Source organism: Streptomyces sp. V2I9, assembly GCF_030817475.1.
GTDB lineage: Bacteria > Actinomycetota > Actinomycetes > Streptomycetales > Streptomycetaceae > Streptomyces.
The window spans coordinates 5,819,196-5,842,242 of sequence record NZ_JAUSZJ010000002.1; the positions used below are offsets into that span (position 1 = coordinate 5,819,196).

Annotated in this window: 20 protein-coding genes and 2 pseudogenes; 9 read left to right on the forward strand and 13 right to left on the reverse strand. The window is 72.0% G+C overall.

Features of this window, described 5'->3' with window-relative positions; translation table 11 throughout:
* Positions 1 to 23 precede the first annotated feature (23 nt).
* The 4 genes from QFZ71_RS25370 to zapE form a co-directional block, all read right to left on the reverse strand.
* Positions 24 to 749, reverse strand: coding sequence for a polysaccharide deacetylase family protein (locus QFZ71_RS25370; protein ID WP_307670470.1), 726 nt, complete (start codon positions 747 to 749; stop codon positions 24 to 26).
* Between the two features lie 258 nt (positions 750 to 1,007).
* Positions 1,008 to 2,381, reverse strand: coding sequence for an alkaline phosphatase PhoX (locus tag QFZ71_RS25375; protein WP_307670471.1), 1,374 nt, complete (start codon positions 2,379 to 2,381; stop codon positions 1,008 to 1,010).
* A 183-nt stretch (positions 2,382 to 2,564) separates the two neighbouring features.
* Complete coding sequence (locus tag QFZ71_RS25380) at positions 2,565 to 2,990, reverse strand: OsmC family protein (protein WP_307670472.1); 426 nt, start codon at positions 2,988 to 2,990, stop codon at positions 2,565 to 2,567.
* A gap of 93 nt (positions 2,991 to 3,083) precedes the next feature.
* Entirely contained in the window at positions 3,084 to 4,178 is a 1,095-nt protein-coding gene (gene zapE / locus QFZ71_RS25385; RefSeq protein WP_307670473.1) for a cell division protein ZapE, read from the reverse strand.
* Between the two features lie 37 nt (positions 4,179 to 4,215).
* On the opposite strand from zapE, the pseudogene QFZ71_RS25390 reads away from it, so the two are divergent.
* The 4 genes and pseudogenes from QFZ71_RS25390 to msrB all read left to right on the forward strand — a co-directional run bounded on the left by QFZ71_RS25390 (position 4,216) and on the right by msrB (position 7,595).
* Positions 4,216 to 5,053 (forward strand): annotated as a pseudogene (locus QFZ71_RS25390) (pyrimidine reductase family protein).
* A 164-nt stretch (positions 5,054 to 5,217) separates the two neighbouring features.
* Entirely contained in the window at positions 5,218 to 5,670 is a 453-nt protein-coding gene (locus tag QFZ71_RS25395; RefSeq protein WP_307670474.1) for an indole-3-glycerol phosphate synthase, read from the forward strand.
* Positions 5,671 to 5,736: 66 nt separating this feature from the next.
* A complete protein-coding gene (murC, locus tag QFZ71_RS25400) occupies positions 5,737 to 7,137 on the forward strand; it encodes a UDP-N-acetylmuramate--L-alanine ligase (protein WP_307670475.1) in 1,401 nt (466 codons plus the stop codon).
* A gap of 50 nt (positions 7,138 to 7,187) precedes the next feature.
* Positions 7,188 to 7,595, forward strand: a complete 408-nt coding sequence (msrB, locus tag QFZ71_RS25405; protein WP_073221101.1) for a peptide-methionine (R)-S-oxide reductase MsrB — start codon at positions 7,188 to 7,190, stop codon at positions 7,593 to 7,595.
* A gap of 62 nt (positions 7,596 to 7,657) precedes the next feature.
* Here msrB and QFZ71_RS25410 read toward each other — a convergent pair whose 3' ends face one another.
* The 3 genes from QFZ71_RS25410 to QFZ71_RS25420 all read right to left on the reverse strand — a co-directional run bounded on the left by QFZ71_RS25410 (position 7,658) and on the right by QFZ71_RS25420 (position 9,448).
* A complete protein-coding gene (locus tag QFZ71_RS25410; protein WP_307670476.1) occupies positions 7,658 to 8,320 on the reverse strand; it encodes a hypothetical protein in 663 nt (220 codons plus the stop codon).
* 39 nt (positions 8,321 to 8,359) lie between these two features.
* Positions 8,360 to 8,833 (reverse strand): hypothetical protein, encoded by a 474-nt coding sequence (locus QFZ71_RS25415; RefSeq protein ID WP_307670477.1) that lies wholly within the window; start codon positions 8,831 to 8,833, stop codon positions 8,360 to 8,362.
* Positions 8,834 to 8,908: 75 nt separating this feature from the next.
* On the reverse strand, positions 8,909 to 9,448 hold the full coding sequence (locus QFZ71_RS25420; RefSeq protein ID WP_307670478.1) for a MarR family winged helix-turn-helix transcriptional regulator: 540 nt from the start codon (positions 9,446 to 9,448) through the stop codon (positions 8,909 to 8,911).
* Positions 9,449 to 9,518: 70 nt separating this feature from the next.
* Between QFZ71_RS25420 and QFZ71_RS25425 the strand changes: the two genes are divergently transcribed.
* A complete protein-coding gene (locus tag QFZ71_RS25425) occupies positions 9,519 to 10,103 on the forward strand; it encodes a hypothetical protein (RefSeq protein ID WP_307670479.1) in 585 nt (194 codons plus the stop codon).
* A gap of 19 nt (positions 10,104 to 10,122) precedes the next feature.
* Here QFZ71_RS25425 and QFZ71_RS25430 read toward each other — a convergent pair whose 3' ends face one another.
* Genes QFZ71_RS25430 through QFZ71_RS25440 form a run of 3 tightly spaced genes read right to left on the reverse strand, consistent with a single transcriptional unit; the run spans position 10,123 to position 12,465 of the window.
* A complete protein-coding gene (locus QFZ71_RS25430; RefSeq protein ID WP_307670480.1) occupies positions 10,123 to 10,368 on the reverse strand; it encodes a DUF397 domain-containing protein in 246 nt (81 codons plus the stop codon).
* Positions 10,365 to 11,237, reverse strand: coding sequence for a Scr1 family TA system antitoxin-like transcriptional regulator (locus tag QFZ71_RS25435; RefSeq protein ID WP_373465207.1), 873 nt, complete (start codon positions 11,235 to 11,237; stop codon positions 10,365 to 10,367). The genes QFZ71_RS25430 and QFZ71_RS25435 overlap by 4 nt, the downstream gene beginning before the upstream one ends.
* Positions 11,238 to 11,250: 13 nt before the next feature.
* A complete protein-coding gene (locus QFZ71_RS25440) occupies positions 11,251 to 12,465 on the reverse strand; it encodes an IS110 family transposase (protein ID WP_307668400.1) in 1,215 nt (404 codons plus the stop codon).
* Between the two features lie 390 nt (positions 12,466 to 12,855).
* Between QFZ71_RS25440 and QFZ71_RS25445 the strand changes: the two genes are divergently transcribed.
* The gene (locus QFZ71_RS25445) at positions 12,856 to 13,317 is read left to right on the forward strand and encodes an ATP-binding protein (protein WP_307670481.1); all 462 of its coding nucleotides are present in this window, start codon (positions 12,856 to 12,858) and stop codon (positions 13,315 to 13,317) included.
* Between the two features lie 385 nt (positions 13,318 to 13,702).
* Here QFZ71_RS25445 and rph read toward each other — a convergent pair whose 3' ends face one another.
* Positions 13,703 to 16,351 carry a rifamycin-inactivating phosphotransferase gene (rph, locus tag QFZ71_RS25450; RefSeq protein WP_307670482.1) on the reverse strand — a complete coding sequence of 883 codons (2,649 nt, stop codon included), beginning with the start codon at positions 16,349 to 16,351 and terminating at the stop codon, positions 13,703 to 13,705.
* A gap of 321 nt (positions 16,352 to 16,672) precedes the next feature.
* Positions 16,673 to 17,665 (reverse strand): DUF5937 family protein, encoded by a 993-nt coding sequence (locus QFZ71_RS25455; protein ID WP_307671581.1) that lies wholly within the window; start codon positions 17,663 to 17,665, stop codon positions 16,673 to 16,675.
* Between the two features lie 73 nt (positions 17,666 to 17,738).
* On the opposite strand from QFZ71_RS25455, the gene QFZ71_RS25460 reads away from it, so the two are divergent.
* Together QFZ71_RS25460 and QFZ71_RS25465 are read left to right on the forward strand one after the other, a co-directional pair.
* On the forward strand, positions 17,739 to 18,647 hold the full coding sequence (locus QFZ71_RS25460; RefSeq protein WP_307670483.1) for an aldo/keto reductase: 909 nt from the start codon (positions 17,739 to 17,741) through the stop codon (positions 18,645 to 18,647).
* 51 nt (positions 18,648 to 18,698) lie between these two features.
* Positions 18,699 to 18,965: a helix-turn-helix domain-containing protein gene (locus tag QFZ71_RS25465; RefSeq protein WP_307670484.1), complete on the forward strand. Its 267-nt coding sequence runs from the start codon at positions 18,699 to 18,701 to the stop codon at positions 18,963 to 18,965.
* Between the two features lie 344 nt (positions 18,966 to 19,309).
* Here the strand turns inward: QFZ71_RS25465 and QFZ71_RS25470 are convergent.
* Positions 19,310 to 21,869: pseudogene (locus tag QFZ71_RS25470) on the reverse strand (GTPase-associated protein 1-related protein).
* Positions 21,870 to 22,233: 364 nt separating this feature from the next.
* On the opposite strand from QFZ71_RS25470, the gene QFZ71_RS25475 reads away from it, so the two are divergent.
* A complete protein-coding gene (locus QFZ71_RS25475; protein ID WP_307671582.1) occupies positions 22,234 to 23,046 on the forward strand; it encodes a hypothetical protein in 813 nt (270 codons plus the stop codon).
* Position 23,047 lies beyond the last annotated feature (1 nt).

A 23,047-nucleotide genomic window follows, 5' to 3' on the forward strand; every position in this document is an offset into this window, starting at 1 on the left:
TCGCCACGACGGCCGCGCCCCGGCTACCGCCCGCCGTCCCCCATCAGCTCCGACACCTTCACGAAGCGGTAGCCGCGCGCGCGGAGTTCCGGCACGATCCGGCGTACCGCCGCCTCCGTGGCCGGGGCAGCGCTGCGGGTGCAGTGCATCACCACCAGGGACCCCGCGCGTACCCCCTCCAGGACCTGGTCGGCCACCGCGTCGGCGTCCGTGGCGAAGGCGTCGCCGCTGACCACGTCCCACTGCACGGCCGTCACGTTCGCCGGGGCCAGCGCGCGGAGCGCCGCGTCGTCGTAGCAGCCGCCGGGGAAGCGGAAGTAAGGAACCACGTTCCGCACCCCCGCCTTCCGGAACGCGGCGAAGGCGCGTTCCACGTCGGCGGTCATCAGGGCCCTGTCGACCACCGGCAGCCCGTAGCAGGGGGAGCTGAAGGCGTGATGGCTGTACGAGTGGTTGGCGACCTCGAACAGGGGGTCGGCCCCGATGGCCTTCGCCTGCGCCGGGTACTCCTCGGCCCAGCGCCCGGTCATGAAGACGGTGGAGGGCACCTTCAACCGGCGGAGCAGCGCGACCAGTTCCGGGTTGTCGAAACGTTCGCCGGAGGCGGCTCGGCGGCCCTGGTCGGCCGTCATGTCCGCGTCGAACGTCAGGGCCAGGACCTTCTCCGCCGACCGGCCGCCCGCGTTTCCGCCCCCGCCCGTCACCCTCCGCGTGAAGACCGGGGTACGGCCCGCCGGGCCGGGGGCCATCGTGGGCGGCTTCCTCGGCCCGGCGGGAGCGGAGGCCGGTGCCGAAGCGGAATCCGGTGCCGGAGCGGCCGCTTTCGGTGGGGGAGCGGGCGCGGGGGCGGCGCCCCCGCACCCTGTCAGCGCGGCGCAGGCCAGCGCCCCCGCCACCGTCAGAGCCGTCGTCGTCCGCGCAGGAGTGATCACTCACGGAAAATATCCGACAATCCGCTCATATTGGTCGATGGCGCTCCGAGGTGAACCCGATGGGCGGCGGCTGTCTCAGCACCACGGCCCCGTCACCGCGAACGTCGTCCCCGGCGTGTAGCAGTTCACGTACATCGTCGAACCGTCCGGTGAGAAGACGACGCCCGCGAACTCGCCCCACTCCGGCTCCCGGGGCGTCCCGATGTTCTGCCGCCCGCGCGCCATCGTGTACACCTCCCCGCGCCGGGTCACCCCGAGCACGTACTGAGCGCCGCCGCCGTCCTCGCAGACCATCAGCCCGCCGTCCGCCGCCAGGCAGATGTTGTCGGGGGACTCGCCCGGCAGCTGGATGTCGCTGTCCGGGCCGAAGAGCACGACCAGGGTGAGCCGCCGCTTCTTCGGCTCGTAGCGCCAGACCTGCCCGTAGTGGTCGGCCGCCGAGCCCTCGTCGCTGCGGGCGAAGCTGGAGACGAAGTAGACCGAGGAGCCGCCCCAGTAGCAGCCCTCCAGCTTCTGGGCGTGCGTGATGCCCTTCGGGCCGAAGTCCTGGAAGCGGATCGCCGTCTCCTTGGCCAGCGGATCCGGCACGGGAACCCACTCGATCCGGTCGAAGCTCGCGCCGGTCTCCTGGACGGCGGAGAGATCGGGCACGCCCGGCACCCGCATCGCCTCCAGCGCCCCGCCCGCCCGGAGCGAACCGGTGCCGCCGAGCGGCTTCTCGGGCAGGAAGCGGTAGAACAGACCGAACGGCCTGTCGAACGCGTCCTCCGTCTCGTACACGATTCCGGACTTCGGGTCCACGGCGATCGCCTCGTGCTGGAAGCGGCCCATCGCGGTCAGCGGGACGGCCCCGGTGCGGCGCGGATCGGCGCCGTCCACCTCGAAGATGAAGCCGTGGTCCTTGGTGTACCCGTTGGTCCCGGCCCTGTCCTCGTTCTCCTCGCAGGTCAGCCAGGTACGCCACGGAGTGGGCCCGCCCGCGCAGTTGACCGCCGTACCGGCGATGGCCACGCGCTCGCCCAGGACCTTGTTGCGGCCGTCCAGCTCCAGGGCCGTACAGCCGCCCTTGGCCGCCGGGTCGTACGTCAGCCCCGCGACGGTCGGGACGCCGATCGCGGCGGTGTGCCGGTTCTCGTGGTTGCGGACGAGGTGCACCCGGCCGTTACGGCCCGGAAGCGCCGTCATGCCGTCGTGGTTGCCGGGCACCGGGCCTTCGCCGGAGCGCAGCGGCTCACCCTGCCGGGACAGCACCCGGTAGCGGAATCCTTTCGGCAGATCGAGCAGGCCGTCCGGGTCGGGGACGAGGGGGCCGTAGCCGCCGTGGCCACGCGCGGCGGCCGTGCCCGCGAAGAGTTCGGAGAAGGCCCCCGTGAAGGCGATCGCGGCGGCCGCGCCGCTGCCGGCCAGGACCTGTCGTCGCGTTGCGGTGGAGCGAGGTGCGGTTGACATGAGGTGACTCCCTGTTGGCGGACAGGTGAAGTGACCCGCACGTGTGTAGCACGCACAGAGGCGCGGGGGAACCATGCGCGCCCCCGCGCCTCGTGGTGCTGCTGGGACGGCCCTGGTGGGAAGGGCCGTCCGCCAGTGGTCGGGCGGCCGATCCGGACAGGCCGTCCCGGCGGACCCGGCCGGTCAGGCCAGCGACGCCGTCAGGGTGATCGTCGTGCCCGAAAGGGCCTGGCTGACCGGGCAGTTCGCCTTGGCGTCCTCGGCCGCCTTCACGAAGTCCGCCTCGTCGAGACCGGGGACCGTGCCCTGGACCGTGAGGTGGATGCCGGTGATGCCGGTGCCGGGCTGGAAGGTCACGTCGGCCTTCGTCTCCAGCTTGGTGGGCGGGGTGCCGGCCCCGGCCAGCCCGTGGGAGAGCGCCATCGAGAAGCAGCTGGAGTGCGCGGCCGCGATCAGCTCCTCCGGGCTGGTCATGCCGTTCGCCTGCTCCGAGCGCGCGGGCCAGGAGACGGGGTACTCCCCGATGCCGGAGGAGTCGAGGGAGACGACCCCCTTGCCCTCGATCAGGTTGCCTTCCCAGACCGTGTGCGCGTGACGCGTGGTAGCCATGCTGGAATCCCTTCGAACGGTGTGCGCGGTTGTACGGGTAATGGCGGGGTGCGCCCGTCGTGCGCCGCTCCCCGCCGCGTTACGCCCCCGAACCTACTGCGCCACCAGGCTCTTCGCGTCACGCGCCAGCGCGGTCAGCCGGGAGATCGCACGGAAGTACTTCTTCCGGTACCCGCCGTTCAGCATCTCGTCGCTGAACAGCTGGTCGAACGGCAGCCCCGAGGCCAGCACCGGGACCTCCCGGTCGTACAGCCGGTCGGCCAGCACCACCAGGCGCAGGGCGGTCGACTGGTCGGGCACCGCCGTCACCCCGGTCAGGCACACCGCGCCCAGCTCGTCGGTGAGCGCCCCGTACCGGCTCGGGTGCACCTTGGCCAGGTGGCCCAGCAGCGCCGGGAAGTCGTCCAGCGACGCGCCCGGCGTGGCATACGCGGTCCGGGTCACCTGCTCGTCCGTGTACGGCGGCGGGGCCTCGGGCAGCCCGCGGTGCCGGTAGTCCTCGCCGTCGATGCGCAACGGACGGAAGTGCGCGGACAGGCCCTGGATCTCGCGCAGGAAGTCGGCGGCGGCGAACCGGCCCTCACCGAGCTTGCCCGGCAGCGTGTTCGAGGTCGCGGCCAGCGCCACTCCGGCCTCCACCAGCCGGCTGAGCAGCGACGACACCAGCACCGTGTCACCCGGATCGTCCAGCTCGAACTCGTCGATGCACAGGAGCCGGTGCCCGCTGAGCGTCCGCACGGTCTGCTGGAAGCCCAGCGCGCCCACCAGGTTCGTCAGCTCCACGAACGTGCCGAACGCCTTCAGCGACGGCTCGGCCGGGGTGGCGTGCCACAGGGAGGCCAGCAGGTGGGTCTTGCCGACGCCGTAGCCGCCGTCGAGGTAGACCCCGCGCGGCCCGGCCGGCGCGGCCGGCTTCTTGCTCCCGAACCACCGGCGGCGGCCGGACCCCGTCGCGTGCGCCCCGCCGAGCCCGGCGGCGAACCCCGCCAGGACCGTGACCGCCTCGCTCTGGCTGGGCTGGTTCGGGTCGGGTACGTACGTGTCGAAGCGCACCGAATCGAAGCGCGGCGGCGGCACCATCTCGGCGACCAGACGGTCGGCGGGGACGTGCGGCTCGCGGGCGCACAGGGACAGCGGGGCCGTTTCGGAGAGGGGGCTCTGCCCCGGAAACGCGGTGGATGACGACACAACTCTCCACCCTAAGGCCCGTGCCAGACTGCAACCCATGCGAAGCCTGTTCCCTGTGACGGACCTGACAACGAGCACGTCGGGAGGTGAGGGCCCGGCCGGGCCCCCGACCGACCGCGAGTGGAGCCTCGACGAGCTGGCGGAGGTGTACGCCTACCCCGCCCACCCGCACGGTGGAGCGCCCGGAGGAACCGGAACGCCCGGCGTCTCCTGGCTGCGCGCCAACATGGTCTCCACCCTCGACGGCGCCGCCCAGCACGACGGCCGCTCGCAGCCCATCTCCTGCGCCGCCGACATGCGGATCTTCGGCACCCTGCGGGCCCTGGCCGATGTGGTGATCGCCGGGGCGGAGACCGTACGCCAGGAGGGGTACCGCCCCGCCCGCGCCCGCGAGGCGTTCGCGGCCCGGCGGGCTGCCGCCGGGCAGGGCCCCGCCCCCGCCGTCGCGGTGGTGAGCGGCTCCCTGGACCTGGACTTCTCGCTGCCGCTGTTCACCGAGCCGCTGGTCCCCACCCTCGTCCTGACCGGTGCCAAGGCCCCCGCCGACCGCGTGGAAGCGGCCAGGAAGGCGGGTGCGGAGGTGGTGATCGCGGGCGACGGCGCCGGGGTGGACCCGGCCCGTGCCGTGCGCGAACTGGCCGACCGGGGGGTTGCGCCGGCAGCTCACCGAGGGCGGCCCCCGGCTGCTCGGTCAGTTCGTGGCGGCCGGGGTGCTGGACGAGCTCTGCCTGACGATCGCCCCGATGCTCACAGCGGGTGACGCTCAGCGCATCGCCGGAGGGCCTGGAATCGCCGTGCCGGAACGTTTTTCCCTGGCATCACTGCTGGAAGAGGCCGGTTTCCTCTTCTCTCGGTACCGTCGGACTGACAGTTAGCGGAATTTACCGTTCCGCTTAGCGTCGGATGGGCACACTTACCCCTGCAGTCCCCGTGGAAGCACGGGGAAGGATGGTTTCAGCAAACGACCGTCCCCGGCCGCACGCGCCGGGGACGAGACGAAGAAGCGGAAGGGCGCCCTGTCGTGTTCACAAGCGTTTTGATGATCGAGAAGCCGCTCACTCCCGAGGACGTGGACTTCGTCACCACGCTCCACGGCGAGGAGCGGATCTCGTTCGTCGTTCTGTTGCAGCCGCGCGGCGACCAGGCCGATGTTCTGCTGCGCGCGATCGACGACGTGGCGATGGGGGAGCTGAAGGAAGCGGTCCGCGAGGGGGAGGAGCCGGAGGGCGGCGAGGCCCGCGAGCCCGCGGAGATGGGTCTCGAATACTCGCTCCGCGCCCTGCGCCAGGCGGGAGCCGAGGCGGTCGGGCAGGTGATCGAGGACCACCCCCTCGACAGGCTGAAGACCGTCGTCGAGGAGGCGGGCGCCGACGAGGTCATCGTCCTGACCGCCCCGCACTACGTGGAGGAGTTCTTCCACCGCGACTGGGCCTCCCGCGCCCGCCACAAGGTCGGCGTCCCGGTGCTCAAGCTCTTCGCGCACAGCGAATAGGCTGGGCGTGCGGCCCGGAGTGGCACCGGTCCGCGACCCAGGAACCCGAAACCCGCAGGAGCACAGATGGCACCCGGCATTCCCGCCGCCATGGAACGACCGCACTTCATCGGCATCGGCGGCGCCGGAATGTCGGGCATCGCCAAGATCCTCGCCCAGCGCGGCGCGAAGGTGGCGGGCAGCGACGCCAAGGAGTCCGCCACCGCCGAGTCCCTGCGGGCGCTGGGGGCGACCGTGCACATCGGACACGCGGCGGACCACCTGGCCGACGACGCGTCCTGCGTGGTCGTCTCCAGCGCCATCCGCGCCGACAACCCGGAGCTGCTCCGGGCGAACGAGCTGGGCGTCCCCGTGGTGCACCGCTCCGACGCGCTGGCCTCCCTGATGAACGGGCTCCGCGCCATCGCGGTGGCCGGTACCCACGGCAAGACGACCACCACCTCGATGCTGGCCGTCGCCCTCTCCTCGCTGAGCCTGGCGCCCTCGTACGCCATCGGCGGCGACCTGGAGGGCCCCGGCACCAACGCCACGCACGGCGAAGGGGACATCTTCGTCGCGGAGGCGGACGAGAGCGACCGCAGCTTCCAGAAGTACGACCCCGAGGTCGCGATCGTCCTCAACGTCGAGCTGGACCACCACGCGAACTACGCCTCGATGGACGAGATCTACGACTCCTTCGAGACCTTCGTCGGCAAGGTCGTCCCCGGCGGGACCCTGGTCGTCTCCGCCGACCAGCCCGGCGCGGTCGAGCTGACCCGCCGGGTCCGCGACCTCTCCGACCTCACGGTCGTCACCTACGGCTCCGCCGAGGACGCCGACGTACGGGTCCACAAGGTCACCCCGCGCGGTCTGACCAGCGAGGTCACGGTCCTGCTCAGGGGTAAGTTCCTCACCTTCACCGTCTCCGTCCCCGGCAGCCACTACGCCCACAACGCGGTCGCCGCGCTCGCCGCCGGGGTCGCCCTCGGTATCCCGGCGCACAACCTGGCCTCCGCGCTCGGCTCGTACACCGGGGTCAAGCGCCGCCTCCAGCTCAAGGGCGAGGCGGCGGGCGTGCAGGTCATCGACTCGTACGCGCACCACCCGACCGAGATGACCGCCGACCTGGAGGCCATGCGCGGCGCGGCCGCCGACGCCCGCATCCTGGTCGTCTTCCAGCCGCACCTGTTCTCGCGCACCCAGGAGCTGGGCACCGAGATGGGCCAGGCCCTGACCCTGGCCGACGCCTCCGTGGTCCTGGACATCTACCCGGCCCGCGAGGACCCGGTCCCCGGCATCACCAGCGCCCTGATCATCGACGCGGCGAAGGCGGCCGGGGCCGAGGTCACCGCCGTCCACGACCCGGCGGAGGTCCCCGCGGTGATCGCGGGAATGGCGAAGCCCGGCGATCTCGTTCTCACCATGGGAGCGGGCGACGTCACCGACCTCGGCCCGCGCATCCTGGACCACCTGTCGGGCGGCCGGTAGCCGAGGGGCGACCGGGCCGAGCGACCACCTGTCGAGCTGAGGAGCGAGCCGTGCCGTACGACGTCGAGAAGCCGGACGAGCAGTGGCGGGAAGAGCTGACCCCCGCCGAGTACGCGGTGCTGCGCCAGGCCGGCACCGAGCCCGCCTTCCGCGGTGAGTACACCGACACGAAGACGGCGGGCGTCTACTCCTGCCGGGCCTGCGGGGCGGAGCTGTTCCGCTCCGACACCAAGTTCGAGTCGCACTGCGGCTGGCCGTCCTTCTACGACCCGAAGGACACCGACGCGGTCGAGCTGATCGAGGACCGCAGCCACGGCATGGTCCGCACCGAGGTGCGCTGCGCCCGCTGCGGCTCGCACCTGGGCCACGTCTTCCAGGGCGAGGGCTACCCGACCCCGACGGACCAGCGCTACTGCATCAACTCGATCTCGCTGAACCTGACGCCTGACGAGGGCTGAGCCGCACGGCCGGCCGTAGAGGCCCCCGCCTCCGCGCGAGCCGGGGCGGGGGCTCCGCGCCGCTAGGAGGCGCGGGGGTATCCGATGGCGGCGGCGGCGTCACCGAGATGTTCCGGTGTCACCGCCGGATTGAGTGCCCGGACCAGGTCGGCGGTGAGGGGGCGCAGCGCGTAGACGTCCCGCACGGCGTCGAGGTCGACCGGGGCGTCGAAGTAGCTCGTGGCCCACTCGGCATAGGTCTGCGGCGTCCCGTCGGTCAGCATGTCGAACAGCCAGTCCGCTCCGTCGTCGCCGAGGCGCGGGTCCACGTCGCCCGTGCGCCAAGCGGTGTCGCCGGCCTCCCGCCACAGGCACGCGGTCACCATCGGCACGTCGTCGAGGCGGAACGACGGTTCCTCCACACAGGCCCGGAAGACCTCGGGGACGCTGTCCAGGACTCCGGGGAACGGCTCCTGGCCGTCGCTCGCGTACGGATTCAGATCGGAGGTGTGGTCGAAGCCGATCATGTACGTGCCCGCGGCGGAGAAGACGATGGAATACGTGTCCCCGCCCCCGTTGTCCATGGAGGCCAGCTCCCGCGCCGGGGACCAGTGCGCGTCGAAGCCGTGGCGGCGCAGATACGGCTTGTCCGGCTGCATGACGGCGTCCAGCATCGCCATCGAGCGGCAGCGGTCGCGGAGGGTGGGTGGATCGGGCAGCCTGCGGGCGACGTCCTGGGCACTCATGGGGCCGATTCCATCACACGGGCGCGGGCTCCGGGCCGGTCACTCCTCGGCGTCGCCCTGGCAGGCCGTCCCCGACCGCAGCAGCGGGTGGATCACGCCGGGGAAGACCGTCGCCTGCACGACCTCCTCGCCCGATCCGCCCTGGACGACCGTCTCCGCGACGCCCCAGGGGCGCCCGGCGAGGTGGACGGTGAGGGTGTACGCGGAGGAGCAGCCGGTGCACTCGTAGCGGTCGGCCCAGGTCTCGACGTCGGTGGTGGAGCCGGGGTAGCGCTTCACGTGCCGGTGGCGGGCGTGGCAGTGGTCGCAGGTCTCGCCGGGCTCACACGTCCCGCCGCAGGGGCAGGGCACGTCGAGGGAGTCGGCGGGCGTCCACCGCTGCACGAGGACGGCGTCGCGGGTGGCGGCGGTGTCCTTCATGGCCTTGAGGTTGCGGGCGGCGACGTTGTACGACTCGCCGGTGGCGGCCATCCGGTCGCGGATGACGTCCTTGCGTCCACGGTTGGTCGTCATGGTGGTGGGCTCCTCCTCCTGGGTCACGCAGCCCGTCAGGAGGCCCATGAGTCGATCAGTCAGTACCTCTTTACGTTACCCGTCCGGCGCGGGCGTTCCGGACCGGGAGCCCACTCCGTGCGTCGGCCGCGTACGTCGGACGGGTGGGCCGGACTCCCGCTCCCGCGTCAGGTCGGCCGTCGACCGGCGCAGGATCTCGATCGTGCCGGTCAGCCACCGTGTGACCGCCGCGCGCTCCCCGTCGTCCATGCCGTCCACCAGGCCGTTCATCGCCTCGGCCATCGGCGCGAAGAGCCGGGCCAGGTCCTGCCGGTGCCCCGCCGTGACGCTCAGGGCGTACCTCCGCCCGTCCGAACCGTCCTTGCGCCGGTCCACGTGGCCGAGCGCGACCAGCCGGTGGACGATCTTGGTGATGGCGGGGTTGGACAGCCCGGTGCGGTCCACCAGCTGTCCCGGGCTCACCCCCGGCTCCGCCGCGATCAGGGAGAGGATCTTGTGCTCGGTGGCGTTGAGCCCGAGATGGGCGGCGACGGCCTCGTGGAAGAGGATCACCCGCAGGCTCAACTCCTGCCCCATCGCCCGGCCGTCGGGTCCGCCGTCGCCCTGTGCCGCCATGTCCGCCCTCTCGCTGCCGTCCCGGTAAAACTACTTCACTTTGGTGAAGTATCGAGGCTAGGCTCGGCCCATGACAGCCACCTCTGCGACACACAGGTCTCCTTCGGACGGCTCCCTCCCGGACGCGAGCGCCCTGGCCCGCACCTACGGGGCCTGCCTCGCGGTGAACCTGCCGCTCCTGGTGCTGACGCTGATCCCGCAACTGATGCGCAGTCGCGCCGGTTCCGAGTCGCTCCTCATGGTGGGCATGGCCCTGCTGCTCACCCTGGTCGTCGGCGCGGTGGTGCTCGCGCCGGAGGTCAGCGCGCGGGTGGCGCCGGGCGGCTCCCACTGGCGTCCGGGCGGTGCCCGAGGCCGGGTCCGTGTCCTGATCCGCGAGAGCCGCCGCACCTACCTGTGGCGTCTCGGGGAGTTCGTGGCGCTGTACATCGCGGCCCAGGGGGTCGGCGGCCTCGTCGCGTGGCTGCTGCCGCACGTGGCGGACAACCCGGCCCACGCCACCGACCCCACGGCGAGCGCCTGGATCATCGACTACCCGAACTACGCGATCCAGGCCGTGGTGATGTACGCCTGCATCTGCTTCGCCCTGGCCTGGTACGCGACACGGCTGCGCGCCGAGTCGGCCCGGTCCGTCCGCGCGCGGAGCGTCGGCTGACGAAGACCCGAAGGCTCGCTCAGCCCTGGACGGCGTACCCGAGGAAGCTGGTCCAGGAGGCCGGGGCGAGGGCGAGCTGGGGGCTCTCGTCGAGCTTGGAGTCGCGGACGTGGACGGTCGAGGGGCAGGCGGCGACCTCGACGCAGGAGTCGCCTTCGGCGCTGCTGTAGCTCGACTTGTGCCACTCCAGCGCGACCTCCACGCAGGAGTCGCCGTCACTGCCGCTGTAGTTGCTCTTGAACCAGGCCAGGGGTGTGGTGCTCATGTTGCTCCTCGCATCCGCTGCATCAGGCTCCTGGAGTCCTCCGACGTACGAGCCTGTGAACGCATACTGGCACACCGCATCTGGAACGCGCTGATCACTTTGGGGTCGGTGATGAGCTGGCCGTACATCTGTCCCTCCAGGTAGCCGTACCACTGGTGTTGCGGGGTCTCCAGCAACTGCATGGGGCCGTCCATCCCGGAGTGGCGACGGCGTACCAACGGCATGATCTGGATGGTGACGTTACGCAGCTCGGACAGGTCGATGATGTGGTCGAGCAGCTCCCTGGTGACCTCGTCGCCCCCCAGGTTCCGCAGAAGCAGGTGCTCTTCGAGGATGAAGCTGAACGCGGTGTTCGGTCGGTTCCGCAGGAGTTGCTGGCGCTCTTGCCTGGCTGCCAGCCGAACCTCGATCTGCTCGTCGGAGAGCGGCGGCAGCCGATTGGCGAACAATGCCCGCGTGTAACCGGGCGACTGCAACAGCCCTGGGATCATCCGGGACTCGTACGTGTACAGGCTCAGCGCCGACAGCTCCAGGTTCGCCCACTGGTGGAACCACTTCGCCAGCCCCTTCTGCCGCGTGAGGTGTTTCGCCGCGGCCTCGATCACGCCGAACGCGTCGAGCACGCTGTCCGCGCGCTCCGCGAAGTCCGGGGGCGGGAGGCGGCGGCCCTGCTCGATGGAGGCGATGGTCTCCACCGAGTACCGGACGCGCAGGGCGAGCTGTTCCTGTGTCAGGCGGGCCCGCTTGCGGAAGGTCTTGACCACCTCCCCGAACATCTTGAGGCTGTACTGCGGTTCGGGCTCGAATCCGGCGCGCCCGCGTGAGCCGCTGCTGCCCGAGATGCCCTGTGCGGTGGTGCCGAAGCTGATGCTCCTATTGCTGTCAAGCGGCTTGAAGCCAGTCGCGGTAGGAGTGGGCGAGGTCGTCGTCCCTGCTGAGTCCTCGTTCAAGTCTGGAGATAGTGGTTGGCCAGACTCCGAAGTGCTGGGCGACGGCGGTGAGGGTGACGTTCCTGGCCTGCCGCATGGGCCGCAGATCGGCTATGCCCGGGATGGTGACCGTGCTGGTGAGGCAGCGGAACATCTCCCGGGCGATGGCCCGTTTCAGCATCCGGATGATTTCCTTCTTCGTCCTTCCGGCAGCGGTCTGTCGCGCAACGTAGGCGCGGGTCCGGGCGTCGCCGGACATGCGGACCAGGGCGATGCGGTAGAGGGCTGCGTTGGCCGCTCGGTCGCCGCCCCGGGAGAGTCGGTGCCGGTTGGTTCTGCCGCTGGAAGCAGGGACCGGGGCAGCCCCGCACAGCGCTGCGAAGGACGCCTCGGTCCGCATCCGTTCGGGGTTGCCGCCCGCGGTGATCAGCAGCCGTGCGGCGGTGTCGGGGCCGACACCGTAGGCGGCCCGCAGGCCCGGGTTGTGGGTGGTGACCTCGGCATCCAGGGCCCGCGTCAGTGTTTCGTGCTCGGCGGTGAGCTCCTTGACCCGGCGGGCGAGGCTCTTCAACGCGGTCAGCACGGCGATGTGGAGGGCGTCACCGGCCGGCCGCAGCCGGGCCAGGGCCTCGGTGCGATCGGTGCCCTTGAGCTGCCCGTACTTCGCGCGGATGGCTTCCGGGGCAGTGATGAGGACGTTGCCGATCTGATTGAGCGCGGCGGTGCGGGCCTTGACGGCGGAGCGGGCTGCGTTGTGCAGGGCACGTATCCCGGCGACCGTGTCGTCCTTGGGGGAACTGGAGGCTCTGCCGGACAGGGCGGCGCGGGCGGCGGCGTAGGCGTCGATCGGGTCGGACTTGCCGGTGCGGCGCCGTTCGGCCTTGTCGGGGCGGTTGACCTCGACAACCTGGTGCCCGTGGGAGCGGGCGGTCCGCGTGAAACCGGCCCCGTAGGACGAGGTGCCTTCCACCCCGATCGAGACCACACGCCCGTGCGCGGCCAGGAAGGCCAGGGCTGCCGCGTATCCAGCGGCGGTGGTGGAGAACTCCGCATCCGCGAGATGACCGCCGTTTTCGCTGATCACAGCGACGTGGACGGTGTCAGCGTGGGAATCGACCCCACCGAACACATCCTGGTCCACGGTGTCCGCCGCAACCTCTGATGCCATGCTGATACTGCCTTCCCAGCCGAAGGTGGGCGCCGGCCGGGTGGCGCAGACAGGACATTGAAGGGGCTTCTGACCAAGCTCCTATCAGGTCATGTTCCGCCCGGCCGGAGCCATGAGAACGAGCTCCGGCAGCCGGACAGAACAGCGCGAAGACAGCCCAGCAGGGCGTCAGTCAGTGCCCGAGTCACGACCGCCGGAACCCGAGTATCAGCATCAATGTCGGTGCCGTGCGTCATGGACGGCCACCTCCCCGTGTCCTGGTGCCGGTGAGCAATCCATCCATGCTTACGGAACGTGATCCGTACCGTCTACCCTTCGCGCTCGTACGCTGACGCAGCGTACGAGTTCCTGACCTGGTGGAGACGGGCCGAAAGCCCGGAACGTAGGGGCATGGAAGCTCCTACGAAGACCCAACACCCGGTAACCGTACGTGTGTTCAATCATCAATACCCGGCGAATCCCCGTGGTGCCCGGCTCGCCCGTCGCGTCGGCCTGCACAAGCTGCATACCTGGGGCATCGCGTACCTCAGTGACGCCTCGGAGTCGGCGGCCCTGCTCATCGGGGAGCTGGCGGCCAACGCGGTGACCCACGGCCGTGTCCCCGGCCGCAACTTCGAACTGCGGCTGACGTACGTGCCCGGCGACCCGGAGATGCCCGGCCTCCTGCGGATCGAGGTCTCCGACACCCGCGGCGAACGCCGGCCGCCCGGCCCCGGCGAGCTCGCCGTCCCGGAGGACGGCTCCGACGGCGGGCGAGGTCTGCTGATCGTGGAGGCGTTGGCGGACCGCTGGGCGGTCCTGGACCGCGATCCGGGCAAGACGGTCCGCGCGGAGCTGGACCTGCCGCGCTGAGCGCCGCCCCGGTTCGGCGGGTCATGGAGGAGCGGATCGGCGAGGGCGTCGCGTACCTGGTGGATCGGCCGCGCTCAGGATCACGGACGAGCAGGCCGCAGCCCTGGCCGCCCGGAGGCTCGGCCGGACGCCCCCGACGGGTGATGCGCCCTGGTCCTGGCCGTGGACGAGAAGTCCCGGACACAGGCACCGGCAGCCGTCCGGACCGGTGCCGGGGGCCGCCCGTCGTGGAAGCGGCATCGGTCGGGCGCGGCACCCGGACGGTGCTGCGCCCCGGACCGCTTGGGCGATGGTGGCAGGTCTCGTTCAGGGGGCGGTTCCCGTTTCCCTCCTCCGAGCCGCGCCAACTCGTGCTCCGTCCAGCCGACTGCCTCGGTGAGGGCGGTCAGGGCAGGAGCTCCACGTACCCGTCGGTCCCGTGGACGCGGATCCGCTGCCCGTCCCGGATCAGCCGGGTGGCCCCCTCCACGCCCACCACGGCCGGCAGGCCGTATTCGCGGGCGATCACCGCGCCGTGGGTCATCAGGCCGCCCACTTCCGTCACCAGGCCCGCGATGCCGACGAACAGCGGCGACCAGCTGGGGTCCGTGAAGGTCGTGACCAGGATGTCGCCCGCTTCGAGGTCGGCCTCCGCCATGTCGAGGATGACGCGGGCCCTTCCCTCGACGGTGCCGACGGACACCGGCAGTCCGGTCAGCGCGCCGCCCGGCACGTCCTCGCGCCGGTACGCGCCGGAGACGGCCTCGCCGTCCGACGTGAGGACGCGGGGCGGGGTGAGCGCGTGGTACGCCCGGAACGCCTCCTTGCGCCGCTGGATGAGCTGCGCGTCCGCCCGCTCGGACCGTACGGCCTCGTGGAGTTCCTGGAACGTCAGGAAGAAGGCGTCCTCCCTCTCGGCGAGCACGTTGTCCCGTACGAGCCGATCGGCCTCCGCCAGCAGGGCCCGCTTGTAGACGAAGTAGCGGCTCACGATGCCGTACTTCGGGTACTCCCGGTATCCGATGAAGGTCCTGACCCGGTCGATCATCCGCTGGGTCTCCTCGGCCTTGCGGTCCCCGTCCGGCAGGGCCCGCAGCCGTGACAGCACCTCCTGTTCCTTCTGCCGGGCCTTCCGCCGGCCCTGTTCGAAGCGCTGTTCGGCGGCTCCCGGGCCGAAGTTCCGCACGTTGTCGAGGATCACGGGAACGAGCGTGGTGGGGCGCTCGCGCCACCGCGGCCTGGTGATGTCGATCTCGCCGACGCAGCGCATGCCGTACCGGTCGAGGTACGCCTCGATGGCCTCGCGCGCCTCGCCTCCGCCCTCGGTCTTCGCGAGCTCGTCCAGGAAGGTGGCGTCCTCCAGGTGCTCGGCGTCCCGCAGGAAGGCCAGCACCTCCGGCAGCGGACGGATCACGTCCGCGACGTCGAGCAGCGCCAGTCCCATCTCCGACGTGATGTTGTCGGGGGCCGACAGCGTCAGCGTGTCAGCGACGTTCTTCTCGCCCAGCCACTCCCGCAGCTTGTCGTTGAGCCACCAGGTGGCGTCCATCCCCGCCATGAGCGCCCGCATGCTCAGCGGGTCGGCCAGGACCCGCTTGTGCTCCTCGAAGGCCTCCAGCAGGAAGTCGAACAGTGCCGGCCCCTTCTTCGTCCGGATGTCACGCTCCAGGGCGGCGACGGACGCTCGGCTGCGCTCGATCAGTTCGGTGACGACGGCCGGATCGGTCTCGATCGGGGCGGGGGCATCGGTGGACGGCGGCGCGGCGGGAGCCGCGTCCGGGAGCGGGGGAGCGAAGCCGTCGCGTTCGAGGAGGGTCTCCAGGGCGTCCCTGACCAGCGGATCGCTCTTCCCCAGGGCGTCCAGGAGGCCGTCGCGGCTCGTGGGCGATGCCAGGCGCGGGGTGACGTCGACGAACAGCCGTCCGCCGGCCTCGTGCATCGGCACCATGGCCGTCAGCTGCCACATGGAGTACCCGAGGGGCTTCATGGGGTCGGTCATCATCTGCTGGTGGCCGACGGAGACGTAGACGCGATTCCCCCCGTCGTCCCCCGCGGCGGTCTCCCGGTCGTTCCCCTCGTCGTCGTTCTCGATGACGGAGAGGGGGAAGAGGGTGGTGATCGGTCTGCTCTGCACGATCCGGAAGCAGTCGTCGACCAGGCACCATTCGATGTCCTGAGGGCGGCCGAAGTGCGCTTCGATCCTGCGGCCGAGCCCCACGAGGCGGACGGCCTGCTCATCCGTCAGCGCCGGTGTCTCCCGCTGTCCTGCGTCGACCGCCACTTCCCGCGTACCCCCGGCGGGCAGGGCGTGGACGGCGCGCTCCTTGGCGGCAACGGTCCTGGTGACGACCTCGCCGTCCCGGACCGTGAAGACGTCCGGGTTCACCAGTCCGGAGACCAGTGCCTCGCCGAGGCCGAAGCCGGCTTCCACGGTGGCGACCTTCCGATGGCCGGAAACGGGGTCGGCCGTGAACAGGATGCCGGACGCCTGCGGGAAGACCATCCGCTGCACGACCACGGCCATGTGGACCGAACGGTGGTCGATCCCGTGCCGCTGTCGGTAGATGACGGCCCGCTCGGTGAACAACGAGGCCCAGCACCGGCTGATGTGCCGGAGGACCGCGGCCGGCCCCAGGACGTTCAGATACGTGTCCTGCTGGCCGGCGAAGGAGGCCGTCGGCAGGTCCTCCGCCGTCGCGCTGGACCGGACGGCGTACGCTGCTCGCTCGCCGAACCGGACGAGCGAGCCGGAGACCGCCGCCGCGATGTCGGCCGGGACGGCGATCTCTTCGATGGTGCGGCGGATCCGTGCGCTGAGCGTGCGCATCGCCTCGTTGTCCTCCGGGTCGAGCCGCGACAGCTCATCGAGCCGATCGCCGATCGACGGGACTTCCGCCATCGCCCGCCGGAAGGCCACCGTCGTCACGCAGAAGCCGTCCGGCACGCGGATGCCTTCGATCCGCGACAGTCCGCCCAGGTGCGCGCCCTTGCCGCCCACGGCCGCGACACGCGTCTCGTCGACCTCGCCGAGGTCCACCACGTACGGGTCCGTCATCGCGGCACCTCCAGGGCGGTCGTATCCCGTTGCACTGCGGCGGCCGGTCCGATCACCGGCGCCTCGCCCTCTGTCGAACCTCTTGTCGGACACGTACTCATTCCTGGTTGCTTCCCTCTGACGGATGGACCGGCGGAACACCCCGGCCGGTCGCGCACGTCGTGCCCCGCCCCACGGGCGGCGGCATCGACCAGGGGATTCTGCGCCGTCCCCCGGGTCTTGCCGCAAGCCCCCCGCCGAGTTATACGTTGAGACCGGCAAGGAGAGGTCTCTCTCTCCTTGGTGGTTGGCTCCGTAAATCCTTCGGGAGTTGACGTGAGGTCAGGCGGAGGCGGCTTGGAGAAGGGTTTCGGCTGCGGCGGTGCGGGCGTAGAGGACGGAGCGGCCGGCGCGGTGGGCGCTGACCAGTCCCGCGTTGCGGAGCGCGGTGAGGTATTGGGATACCCCTGCGGGGGAGAGTCCGGTGCGGTGGGCCAGCTGTGTGGTGGAGGCCGGGATCTCCAACTCGGTCAGCAGCAGGGTCCGCGAGCGGCCGAGTACGGCGGAGAGGGTGCCGGTCCGGGTGACGGGGCGCTTCGTCCATAGTGCGCCGACACCGCGCGCCGGATAGGCGAGTTGGGGCGGGTCCGGCGGCGTCGTTCGGGTGCGCAACCCTGGTCCGGTGAAGGCGGAGGGGATCAGCAGCAGTCCCGTGCCTGCCGTCGTGCGGGTCAGCGGCTGCTTTCGGCGGGACATCCGGAGCGCGTTGTCGTCCCAGCTCACGGACGTGTGCAGGTCGTTGAGGAGGTGGCCGGCGCCGTGCTCGGCGGCCAGACGGGCCCGGTAGAGGATGTCTGCGTCCAGGACTGCCCGGATTCGTGCCCAGTAGGGGGCGAGTACCAGCTCCCAGTACGTTTCGAGCTCTTCTGCGACCTTGGCCAGGAGGCCCTGTGGGTCGTTGTGCAGGGCTCGCAGCCGGGGGCCGAGGTTCCCCCGGTGGCGGGCGAGGTGGTCGAGGTCCTGGCGTACCCGGTCGGCGGGCGAGGCCCGGATCGCGTCCCGCTCCGCCGCCGGGGTGGGGGCCGGTCCGGCGGGGGCCGGGTTGAGGAAGTCGGGGACGTAGCCGCCGGTGGGCGGGACCAGTTCGCGGAGCCAGCCCCGGTCCAGCCCGGCGGCCACCATGCGCGGGCGTACCTGGTCGGCCCAGGGTCCGTGGATCGGATGCGCGGCGGCGGACGTCAGCAGTCGGAAGCTGGGGGCGACCTCCCACATCGGTGAGACGGCGAACCGCACCTGCGCCAGGTCGCTCGTCGAGAACGCCAGCTCTGCCACGATGAACGCTCCTCAATGGATTCAGGCATGTGCGAATCAATGGCGGGCCAGCCTACTGTGCGTAGATCATCCCGCCATGACCTCACAAACGATCACCGCAGCGGCATCGGGCACCTGGAAGCTCGGCGACCTGACGGTCAACCGGATCGGTTTCGGCGCGATGCGCCTGACGCAGCACGGCGAGGCATTCGCGGCCGATGCCGTCCCACGCGACCGCGACCAGGCGATCAGTGTGCTGCGCCGCGCGATCGAACTCGGCGTGAACCACCTGGACACCGCCGCGTTCTACTTCTCGTCGCTGCGCTGTGCCAACGAGCTGATCAATCAGGCACTGGCCCCCTACCCGGACGACCTCGTCATCACCACCAAGGTCGGACCGGGCCGCGCCCCCTCAGGTCAATGGCTGCCGCACGCCACCCCCGAGCAACTCCGCGGCCAGGTCGAGGAGAACCTGCGCCGGCTCGGCCGCGACCACCTCGACGTGGTGAACCTGCGCATCGTCGGCACCGACTCCATCGCCGAACGCTTCGGCGCACTTGCCGAACTGCGCGAGGCCGGACTCATCCGGCACCTGGGCCTGTCCAACATCCACCCCCACCACCTCGCCGAGGCTCAGACCATCGCACCGGTGGTCTGTGTCCAGAACATGTACGGCATCGGCGCATCGCCCGAGCAGAAGGAGTTCATGGGCATCTGTGGTGAGCAGGGCATCGCGTTCGTGCCGTTCTACTCGATCGCCGGCACCGGACGCACCGCTGGTGCGACCACCGACCACAGCCCGGAGGTGCACGCCATCGCCCGCGCCCACGGCGTGAGCGCAGCCCAGATCCGGCTGGCGTGGACACTGCACCAGGGCCCTCACGTCCTGGCCATCCCCGGCACCGGCGACCTCGACCACCTCGCCCAGAACGTCGCCGTCGGCTCCCTGCGCCTGTCGGTGGAGGAACTCACCGCCTTGGACCGTCTCCACCACGAGACGGCATGAGCAGGACCCTCATGGCGTTGTGATCCACTTCTGCTGATCGGCCTGTCTGCCTTGCCTGTTCCTGCCGCCCGCCCCATAGTCCTGACGGCCGCCGAGCGGCAACGGCTGAAGAAGGCGGCCTACGGTCACGAGACTCCGCACCAGGCCAGGATCCGATCACAGATCGTGCTCCTGGCGACTCGTGGCAGGTCGACCCCGCGGATCGCTGTCGAGGTGGGTGTGCGGGTGGACACCGTGCGCACCTGGCGGGGCCGGTTCGCCGACGGCGGCGAGATCTTCTTCTCGACCGTCCGGCGCAAGGTCGTCTCAGCCAGATAACCCCCGAAAGAATTCCAGAGCCGACCACTCAGCCTTCGTTGTCGGGCTCCCCCGGCGCGGGTCATTCTCCCTGGCCGCCCCTCCGCGTCGCGGACCGGAGCGCGATCTGTACCCGGTCCTGGACCGCCGGTCCGGGGAGCAGGGTGCCGCGGTGCCCGTGGCCGCCGCGACGCCGATGTGCAGCACGGCGGGCCGCCGGCCGCCCCGGGCCGGAACGGGGGCCGCCCCCGTGGAAGCGGCATCGACGTGGACCGTGCGAGGCGGCATCGGCTGCTGGGCGCACAGGGGAAACGGCATCACTCCCTGCGCCTTCTCGAAGGGCGGCGGGCGCCGCTCCGCAGGGCTCAGCCCCGCCGTACCCGCCCCGCGATCCGGCGGCCCAGGCGGCCGAGGGCGGTGGAGCGGTTCCAGTCCCGGAAGGCGTTCGCCCGGCCGCTGCTGCCCGTGCGGCCCACCGTCGCCTCCACCTCCGCGACCTGCTCGGCCGACAGCGTGCGGACGGCCGGGCGCAGGACCTCGTCGAGCAGGGCCGCGGCCACCGGGGGCCAGGCCGTGCCCGCGTGCGGGTGGGCCGTCCAGACGGTGAAGCAGTCCGCGGCGTAGGCGGGCTGCGTGCGGAGCCGGGACCGTACGGCCTCCGTCCGGGCCGCCCGGTCGTACGCGGCGATCAGCTCGGCGTCGTCGCCGTGGACAAAGGCGTACAGCTCGGCCCCCGGGCGGTCCGGGGCCAGCAGCCGTTCCACCAGGGCCGCGTGGGCCCGCTCCCGGAGCGCCGGTCCGACCGGCTCCGCCCGGGCGCACAGGGTCCGGACCGTCTCCGCCCAGCCCGGTTCCGGCGCGCCGGTACGGAGTTCGCGGACCAGGACCAGCAGCAGGAGGCCCGCGCGTTCCCGGCCGCCGATCTCGTCGGGGAAGCCGCGCAGCAGGTCGTGGGCGAGGGCGGCCGCCTCGTCCGTACCGGCGGGGGACGTGGGCGTGGTGGACGTGGCCGCGGGGGAGGGCCCGGCCGCCCCCGCCGTGGACGCGCCGAGCGCCGCGTCGACCAGGCGGGCCCACGTACCGGCCACGCGGTGGGCGTCCGAGGTGGCCGCGTCCAGCAGCAGGCGGGCCTCCTCCACCGTGGGGGCCCGGTCCTCCCAGACCAGGCCGACCGCCGTGCGCAGGACCAGCGGCTCGGCGAACGGGGAGAGGCCGGCCGCCCGCAGCACCCGGTGCCACACCGCCGCCCGGTCGCCGCCCAGCGTCGCCATCGCCCCCGGCACCTCGGCGCACATCCGCAGATGAGGCAACGCCTGCGTCCCCGTGAACGGCACCGCCACCCGCCCCAGGAACCGGGCCATCGCCGTGGGATCACGCGGTGCGGGCCCGGTCCAGCGCGCCGAGCAGCGCCGTCCGCACCTCGAACTGTTCGTCCAGCAGCTCCAGCAGCGCCGGGGCGAAGTCCGGCGGGCCCGCCGGGTCCTGCCCGCCCCCGGCCTCCTGCCCGCCCCCTGCCCCTGCCCCGCCCCCGCCCCCGTTCCGTACCCCTGACTCCGAGAGCAGCGCGGACGCCAGCCGCTCCACGGCCTCCGGCAGCAGCTCCGTGCTGTCCACGTCCAGCAGCCGTGCCACGCGCAGGAGTTGCACCGTCCGCGCCACCGGACGCGACCCCGTACCGCCACCGCCCAGCTCGGTCAGGATCTCCGGGCCCAGCCGCTCCGCGACCGCCGCGCCCTCCGGACCCGTGAACGCCTCCCGGCCCGGCAGTTCCAGCGAACCGTTCCCGCCCCGTACCGCCTCCGTCACCAGCATCGCCGCCAGCGGAGCCGTCAGCGACGCGGGACAACGGCCCTCCAGGGCGCCGAACAGCCGCCCGACCGCGTCGAACTCGGCGTCCGTACGGTCGTCGATGCCGGGAGCGGTGAGGGCCTCCACCAACTGGCCGGTGCGCTGCGCGTCCAGCGCGTACGGCCGGTCGGCGGCCCAACCGGCCGCAGCCGCACGCCCGTCCGGCCCGAGCGTGACCCCCGCGCACAGCGCCGCCACCGCCAACGGGCCTGCCGCGAACGGCTCTCCGGGCAGCTCACGGGCCTCCCGGAACAGCTCCGGCGAGCGGTTGCGCCAGATGCGCGCCGCCGTCGCCGCCCATGCATCGCCCGTACCGCCGCCCGCCGGAGCCTGTCCCGTGCACACGTGCACCCGCAGGCCCGCGCCCCGTGCGGCCTCGGCGTCCTCGGGCCGTACGCCCGCCACCCGCACCGCCGCACTCCCCGGCCTCCGGGTGTACGTGGTGAACGTCAGCCGCTCGGCCCTCTCCCTCGGCAGCGTCACGGACGCGAGGCCCAGCCACCGGGCCACGTCCGCGCACTGCCGCTCCACCAGCACCACCGGCCCCCCGTCAGCCGGCTCCGCACCGCTCGCCCGGCGCAGATCCGCCAGGACGGCCGCGAGCCAGGGACCACGCGAGACGGCGAAGTCCTCCAGGCCCTCGGAGACCGCCGCCGGTCCCGGCGGAAGCGCCAGCGGATCCGGCGCCGGCCCACCGGGCGTCACCGCCGCCCAGTGTGGCGACCGCCACGCCTCCACCGGCAGCCGGTCGCCCGGCAGCGGCACCCCCGCCGGCAGGTGCACGGCGTGCGCGTGGAACCGAACCCCCGGCCCCCCGCCCGCCTCCCGCACGGGGACCGAACGCGCCACCAGCCGACTGCCGTCCGAAAGTGTCGCGTAGGTGAACGCCTGCGGCAGCGAACGGAGTTCACCGTCCGAGGAGTGGTCGGCCGTCCCGTCGGGAAGCTCGTAGCGCACCAGGGGCTCGATCTCCGTCAGCAGCGCCCCGGACACCCCGGCACCGACCGTCGTGAACCGGCCCGCCGTTCCCCCGTCCCCCGGCGCGGCGGAGGTGTAGTGCACCTGTGCAAGGCTCATCTGTCGGCCCTCTTCGTCCTGCCGCGCCCGGTCCCCGTGCCCACCCCGTACGGCTGGGTCCGGGGGAGAAGTCCGCAGCCGCGGGGGCGACGTTACCAAGCACGGGGAGGTGTTCCGCACGCTGCGTCAGGTACTGGCCCGAGCTGTTCGGGCCAGTACCTGACCGGTGGTTCCGGCCCCGAGGGCCGGCCGGACGCCCTCGTCGAGCGCCGCCCGGCCTTCCTGGCGGAGACCGCCTGACCGATCGGCCCGGCGAACCTATGATCGAGGCTGCGTCGAGGAGCAACGGGGGAGCGATGTGAGCGGTCATGTGCCGTCGAGAAGCGGCCGGTCGAGGCGGTCCTCCGCCCTGTGCGCGGTGGCGCTGACCGGACTGCTCGCCGGATGTTCGGGTGCGGGGGACGGTCCGGAGAGCGACGGGAGGAGCGGCGGCAGGAGCGATGCCTCCGCGAGCGCCGGTGAGCGGGCGAGCGACGGTACGGCACCGGATCCCGGCGGCGGGGCGGGAACGTCCGCCGTGCCGACGGCGACCCGGGCCCTCGAACCCGACCCCGCCCGGTCCCCCACGACCAGGGCCGCGGCCCTGGACCTCATCCGCCGGGTCATCGCCGACCCCGACAGCTTCGGCTCCGGCGTGGTGAAGCGGAGCCCGTACGAGAGCGGCCCGGCCACCTGGCCCGTCCTCGGCAAGGACTGCGTCTGGCACCAGGGCGCGCCCGGTTACGGCGTCCTCGCCACCCTCGGCCGGTCCTTCGAACTGCCCGCCTCGGCGGGGAAGGGGCCGGTGCGGCTCGCCGCGACCGTCACCGTCCACCGCACCCGCGAGGGCGCGGCCTGGGAGGTGGCGGAGTCGATCGAGGAGTCGATGCGCTGCCCCACCCAGCGGCTGCGCGACGGGGAGCTGATCGGCGGCCTGGTCGCGGGTGCGCTGTTCGGCGGCGAGGCCAACCAGAACAACTCCGACGACTTCCTGAGCGAGACGGGCCAGTACCGGAGCTCCGAACTCGGCGGGCCGCACTACTACGCCTGGCAGCAGGCGCAGGCCCACCGGTTCACCGTCTCCGTCACCGGCAAGGGGGCGAAGGGGCGCACCGAGCGGGAGATCGACGACCTGGTCGTCCAGGCGCAGGCCGCCATGCTGGTGCGGTTGCGGTCCGCCGTCGAGAAGCAGAGCTGAG

Bases quoted from the DNA above. Each gene is read 5' to 3' on its own strand.
- murC (WP_307670475.1), top strand. From the start codon at position 5,737: ATGGCACCCGGCATTCCCGCCGCCATGGAACGACCGCACTTCATCGGC.
- rph (WP_307670482.1), bottom strand. From the start codon at position 16,351: ATGACGGACCCGTACGTGGTGGACCTCGGCGAGGTCGACGAGACGCGT.
- QFZ71_RS25375 (WP_307670471.1), bottom strand. From the start codon at position 2,381: ATGTCAACCGCACCTCGCTCCACCGCAACGCGACGACAGGTCCTGGCC.
- QFZ71_RS25420 (WP_307670478.1), bottom strand. From the start codon at position 9,448: ATGGCGGCACAGGGCGACGGCGGACCCGACGGCCGGGCGATGGGGCAG.
- QFZ71_RS25445 (WP_307670481.1), top strand. From the start codon at position 12,856: ATGGAAGCTCCTACGAAGACCCAACACCCGGTAACCGTACGTGTGTTC.
- QFZ71_RS25370 (WP_307670470.1), bottom strand. From the start codon at position 749: ATGGCCCCCGGCCCGGCGGGCCGTACCCCGGTCTTCACGCGGAGGGTG.
- QFZ71_RS25395 (WP_307670474.1), top strand. From the start codon at position 5,218: ATGATCGAGAAGCCGCTCACTCCCGAGGACGTGGACTTCGTCACCACG.
- QFZ71_RS25410 (WP_307670476.1), bottom strand. From the start codon at position 8,320: ATGAGTGCCCAGGACGTCGCCCGCAGGCTGCCCGATCCACCCACCCTC.
- QFZ71_RS25425 (WP_307670479.1), top strand. From the start codon at position 9,519: ATGACAGCCACCTCTGCGACACACAGGTCTCCTTCGGACGGCTCCCTC.
- QFZ71_RS25415 (WP_307670477.1), bottom strand. From the start codon at position 8,833: ATGACGACCAACCGTGGACGCAAGGACGTCATCCGCGACCGGATGGCC.
- QFZ71_RS25430 (WP_307670480.1), bottom strand. From the start codon at position 10,368: ATGAGCACCACACCCCTGGCCTGGTTCAAGAGCAACTACAGCGGCAGT.
- QFZ71_RS25460 (WP_307670483.1), top strand. From the start codon at position 17,739: ATGACCTCACAAACGATCACCGCAGCGGCATCGGGCACCTGGAAGCTC.
- QFZ71_RS25380 (WP_307670472.1), bottom strand. From the start codon at position 2,990: ATGGCTACCACGCGTCACGCGCACACGGTCTGGGAAGGCAACCTGATC.
- QFZ71_RS25440 (WP_307668400.1), bottom strand. From the start codon at position 12,465: ATGGCATCAGAGGTTGCGGCGGACACCGTGGACCAGGATGTGTTCGGT.